We start from the raw sequence: 5,327 nt of genomic DNA, 5'->3' as shown, positions 1-5,327 counted from the left end.
CCCTTGGAACAAGGGAGTTAGCTCGGCTGTCTTAGGACGAATTCGTTAGCTACCAAAAGTAACGACTAACCGAGAAGCCCCCACTTCAAACAGTCCGTTAGGACGTTAAGTGGCGGGTAGTTCACACCTAGGATATCTCCACATTGTTAGCAAGATAAAAAACAAAATCTCTCCTAAAACGAAAAAAAGATGAACAAAATAATAAAAAAGGCTCATTTCTATTTCTTTTTTAGATTCCATTCCTTAGTAAAAGAACTTAGTAGATGAAAAGGTTAGATTGCACAATTAATTGGGAGATAAGTACAAGTAACTTTGAACAATATTAAGTTCACTATTTTTATGGTGCTCCTTTTTCTATAACGGTAAGTTCAATTTATGTTTCTATTAAATAAAAAATACATCCCTATAGGGATGTATTTTTTATTAATAATAATGTTATAAATTATTCTACATGAACAGATATACTTTTAGATAATACTTGCATTGAGAAAGGAACTCTAGCTTCAAAAGCTATAGTGTTTGTTGAATTTGATGTGTTTGAGAAGATGTAAGAATCCTTGATACGTAATCTAAATGTTTTTTCAGATCCGAATGGACCAGTATAAGAACTGACTTCGTCTAAAGAACTTCCCGCATATCTAACACCATTAACAGTTAAAGCCTCAGAATATGAATCCGGTGTGCCTACTTCACTAACTTTTACATAAAGGTAATCGCCCTTAAGAACAGGAATAGATAAGTAAGAACTTGCACTATACATTTTGTTATTATCGCCTACAGCACTAATGCTAACACTTCGTAGTGGAGAAGAATCCGCCTTTGAAACAGATGGTAAAAATGCTAGTGTAAGTGCAAAACACATAGCTAAAATGCTCATAAATTTCTTCATATTAACAACCCCTTAGGTATTTATTTAACATCCTGTATTTTACAGGTTAAAAATGTAAATTTCAATATCTTTATATAAGGAATAATTATGTAATTATGCATATTTAATATAAATCGCACGAAAACTCGGATACATAAATAGCTAAAAGAAAAAGGAGGTTTCTTTCGAGGGTAGGGGGCCTCTTTGTTCTTGGTAACGATAATGAGATGTTATACGAACCTGACATGTATAGAGTATACAACCAAAGTCAAATAACAAATCACTCCTTTCAAATGGTAAAATAGGGAAAAGGAGGTTCTGTATAATGCCTTTAGAAAACTCTATTTATTACATTGGAGTTGCTATTATATTAATGATCATCGGTGCATTGCTTGGGGGAATTATACGTAAAATTCAATATTCTAGTAATCACAAAAAGCAAGATTCAGTTGAGCAAAAGTTAGATAAAGTTATTCAACTGTTAGAAAAACAAAACAAAGATTGACCTTACAGCCCTTCCCGAACGAGAAAGCCCCTCGCCTTTAGGCATGGGATGAAAGTGAGGTTGGATAAGGAGTGCACTAAAAACCGCAAGGCTTGTGGCACTCTAAGTATCCAAAATGTTGGTATCTTTTATTTTTTTATCTTTCGTGTTGCAGTTTTGTAATCTAACTGATACGATGCAAACATGATGAATGATTATAGAAGAACCAAAACAACCGTGTCATTAATTAACTATCATTTTGTGTTTTGCCCGCGATACAGAAGAAAGATTTTTCTTAACACAAAAGTAGAAGAACGTTTCAAGGAGTTGGTTCAAGAAATATGCGGAGAATTGGATATTTCTATTGTTGCAATGGAATGCGACAAAGACCACGTTCACTTGTTCTTAAATACACCACCAACACTTAGTCCTGCTGATACAATGGCAAAAATTAAAGGAGTGACATCAAAACGTTTGAGAGAAGAATTTTCACATTTTCAACACTTGCCGAGCCTATGGACGCGTTCTTATTTTGTTTCTACTGCTGGAAGTGTATCAAGTGAGACAATAAAACATTATGTTGAAAATCAAAAAAAGAGGGGGTGAAACTTGTGCCACAAACCATCACGGTTAAAGTTAAATTGCTTCCAACAAAAGAACAAATCATGCTATTGGAACAAAGTAGCCACGAGTATATAAAAGTCATTAATGCTCTTGTATCTGAAATGGTTGAAGCAAAGAAAAGTACGAAGAAAAGTACAAAGGATATTGAGGCCAATATCCCAAGTGCGGTGAAAAATCAAGCAATTAAAGATGCGAAAAGTGTGTTTTCTACAAAGGTGAAAAAGAGTAAATACAAAATCGTTCCGATTCTAAAAAGACCTGTTTGTGTATGGAATAACCAAAACTATTCATTTGACTTCACACACATTTCAATTCCGTTTATGGTAAACGGAAAGTCAACTCGTTTAAAGGTTCGCGCTTTATTAATCGACAAATATAATCGCAATTTCGAATTGTTGAAGCACAAGTTAGGTACACTTCGTATCACGAAGAAATCTGCTAAATGGATTGCTCAAATATCTGTCACGATTCCTACAAACGAAAAAACGGGAACAAAGATTTTAGGAGTAGACTTAGGTCTCAAAGTTCCTGCGGTAGCTATCACAGATGATGATAAAGTTCGTTTCTTCGGGAACGGTAGGCAAAATAAATTTATGAAACGTAAGTTTCGCAGTGTTCGCAAGAAATTAGGAGAAGCTAAGAAACTGAATGCCCTTCGTCAACTTGATGATAAAGAACAAAGATGGATGCAAGACCAAGACCACAAAGTAAGTCGTGGAATCGTTGATTTTGCAACGGATAATAATATTTCTGTCATTCGATTAGAGCAACTAACGAACATTAGACAGACGGCACGAACAAGCCGTAAAAACGAAAAGAATCTACACACTTGGTCATTCCATCGTTTAGCACAATTCATCGAGTACAAAGCGACATTAGTTGGCATAAAGGTCGAATATGTGAATCCTTCTTATACAAGTCAAACATGTCCGAAATGTTCTGAAAAGAACAAGGCGCAAGACAGAAAATACAAGTGTCAATGTGGGTTTGAGAAACATCGTGATATCGTTGGGGCGATGAATATCCGCTACGCAACTGTGATTGGCGGTAATAGTCAATCAGCCTAAGAACCTATATGGTCTGTCTTAGGAGGGGTGATGGCACACCCTCATCTTGAAGGCTGTTCAAAACAGAAATGGACTGCGAATGCTTAGTCATTCAAGAATCCCATCCGTTACACCGTAAGGTGTAGGACTTGCGGCTTTAGCCGTGGGAGTGTCAAACGACATAACATTAGTATTATTGAAAGTAATAATTATAACCCTTCTTTAAACCTTTGCATTCATATAGCTAAAACATTAGATAAAAGTTTAGATAAATTATTTTGGGAGGAATTTTAAAGTGGAAAAACTAAAAAAATGGTTTTCACTCAGTACACATCCAGATGAAAGAATTCAACAAATTGAAATGAAAATTTGGGCTCAATCTGGAATTATTGTCCTATTTATAGCTTTTGTTGATCTTATAATAAGAGGAGCATATCTACACCGTCCATTTTTAGAATGGGCTGCTTCATTAGCCATTATAATTTGTTATATGATATTCGTTGTTATTAAATCTATTCTAACTGGTGTCTATGAAACGGATATTAATAATAAAGAACAATTAAAAGAAAAATTAAAAGAAAAAATGAGTAATACCTTTATTTTTTGTTTTGTCGCAATAGGTGCTACCACATACAAATATAACTTACCTGAAGATTTCGTTGGATGGTTATCAGTAATAGCAAGATTTATTATACTTTTCGCTGTCCTATTTGGTATTCAATATCTTATTACAGTATTAGCATGGAAGAAATCAAATAAAATTTAATAAGTATAGACAAAAAAGCTTATCTTTTAGCACTTAATGATAAGCTTTTTATTATTTTTTCATCTTTTTACAAAAACTAGCTGTATATAAATAAATACTACGTTTATAAATAAGGGGGTATCATCTAATATATATTGGATGATACTTTTTTGTTTTATGAACAAAAAGGTATTGAAAGAGTCCTGATATGAATATCAGGACTCTTTCAATGTATATAATTATTTCACTGCCTCTTTTAATTCTTTTCCAGCTTTAAAAGCAGGTGCTTTTGAAGCTGCGATTTGCATTTCTTCACCTGTTTGTGGGTTACGTCCTGTACGTGCAGATCTTTCACGTACTTCAAATGTACCAAAACCAAGAATCTGTACTTTCTCTCCATTTGCTAACGCATTTGTTATTGTATCTAATAATGCTTGTGTTGCTGCTGCAGCATCTTTTTGTGTAAGTTCAGCTTTTTCTGCTACTACTTTTGTTAATTCTGTTTTATTCATTTTCTGCACCTCTTAATATGTAATTAGATGACTATTATAACGTGTGTGTATTCATGACGCAATTATACTGTACTTAGAAAAGACCATAGCAAGAGCAAGAGGACAATGTCTGTGTAAAAGGCATAAGGAGGATATTAATTATCGCGCTAAACTCTGTTCATATTTCTTTACATCTTCCAGAGTTTTAAATGTTAACACATCAAAAACTCCTTTTTCATTCCCACATACAACAACAAAACCATCTGTTGCTTCCAGAACTCTACCGACGCCGCCATCTGTAAGTGAAATATTGGTGAGATGTTTTACGTTCAGTTTTTCTTCTTTTTGAATGTAAGTAGTTATGGGTGTTCCTACAGGAAATGCGTCTGTGATCTCTTTTGTTGTATATGTGCCATCATCTACTGATTGAGTTTTAGTTGTAATGGAATTAGTTTGAGTGGCACATCCTGTTGAACATATTAAAAGAATGCCAGTAATCATACTTACACATGCTGTTTTTACCATTCACAAAATCCTCCTATAACTGTTCGTATCGTCAACCTATTTAAGGTAACAAATTATATATACGAAGTTTGTTGGTTTATGTGAGTCGTAAATCAACAAAGATACAGGTATTTTGCCAGAATGTGTTTCAAACAAAAGAAAGGACACCCAAAGGTGCCTTACTGCGACTGGCACCAGCGTAATATGGTATTGGGTGCCAACCCGAGTATTATTTTGCCACATTAAGTAATTTTGGTTGTTGAGAAATATAATTCAAATCTATATGTTGTTTACTTTTGCTTCGTTAGATTTTTTGTAGTGGATTCTTCAATCTGTTCAGGTTTAATTTTAATTTCAGGGGTTATTGCTATTTTGCTATCCGGTTGCACATAATAACGGTATTTTTTGCACCAGAACAAAAAAGTAATTAAATGTAAAAAAGTTAAAAGTCGAAACGTATGTTATTATTATATTGAGAATTATAAATTAAAGGTGGCATCTGGAAGGGAATAGTTAAAAATGAAAACAATAAAGGGGAAGTTATCTTTTAGCATTGATATTATAG

At 33.9% G+C, this 5,327-nt stretch carries 7 protein-coding genes and 1 pseudogene; 5 read left to right on the top strand and 3 right to left on the bottom strand.

The window, feature by feature from the left end; all coding sequences use genetic code 11:
• Positions 1–442 precede the first annotated feature (442 nt).
• Positions 443–889, bottom strand: a complete 447-nt coding sequence (locus tag GBN78_RS28235) for a hypothetical protein (protein WP_098295942.1) — start codon at positions 887–889, stop codon at positions 443–445.
• Between the two features lie 304 nt (positions 890–1,193).
• Here GBN78_RS28235 and GBN78_RS28230 point away from each other — a divergent pair, with 304 nt between their 5' ends.
• From GBN78_RS28230 to GBN78_RS28210, 5 genes and pseudogenes are all read left to right on the top strand, one after another.
• Positions 1,194–1,373, top strand: a complete 180-nt coding sequence (locus GBN78_RS28230; protein WP_097862199.1) for a DUF4083 family protein — start codon at positions 1,194–1,196, stop codon at positions 1,371–1,373.
• Between the two features lie 183 nt (positions 1,374–1,556).
• Positions 1,557–1,958, top strand: a complete 402-nt coding sequence (gene tnpA / locus GBN78_RS28225) for an IS200/IS605 family transposase (RefSeq protein WP_152127954.1) — start codon at positions 1,557–1,559, stop codon at positions 1,956–1,958.
• A gap of 5 nt (positions 1,959–1,963) precedes the next feature.
• A complete protein-coding gene (locus tag GBN78_RS28220; protein ID WP_098328693.1) occupies positions 1,964–3,043 on the top strand; it encodes an RNA-guided endonuclease InsQ/TnpB family protein in 1,080 nt (359 codons plus the stop codon).
• Between the two features lie 147 nt (positions 3,044–3,190).
• Positions 3,191–3,316 (top strand): annotated as a pseudogene (locus GBN78_RS30795) (helix-turn-helix transcriptional regulator); the annotation flags it as partial.
• A gap of 1 nt (position 3,317) precedes the next feature.
• Entirely contained in the window at positions 3,318–3,788 is a 471-nt protein-coding gene (locus GBN78_RS28210; RefSeq protein WP_118043348.1) for a DUF6773 family protein, read from the top strand.
• Positions 3,789–4,006: 218 nt separating this feature from the next.
• Here GBN78_RS28210 and GBN78_RS28205 read toward each other — a convergent pair whose 3' ends face one another.
• On the bottom strand, positions 4,007–4,279 hold the full coding sequence (locus GBN78_RS28205; protein ID WP_001043941.1) for an HU family DNA-binding protein: 273 nt from the start codon (positions 4,277–4,279) through the stop codon (positions 4,007–4,009).
• Between the two features lie 138 nt (positions 4,280–4,417).
• Positions 4,418–4,783: a hypothetical protein gene (locus GBN78_RS28200; RefSeq protein WP_098605995.1), complete on the bottom strand. Its 366-nt coding sequence runs from the start codon at positions 4,781–4,783 to the stop codon at positions 4,418–4,420.
• Positions 4,784–5,327: the final 544 nt, after the last annotated feature.

This window comes from Bacillus sp. B2-WWTP-C-10-Post-4 (assembly GCF_009183805.1).
GTDB lineage: Bacteria > Bacillota > Bacilli > Bacillales > Bacillaceae_G > Bacillus_A > Bacillus_A cereus.
The sequence above is the reverse complement of the archived record's forward strand: the minus strand, read 5'-3'. Positions and strand labels throughout refer to the sequence as shown.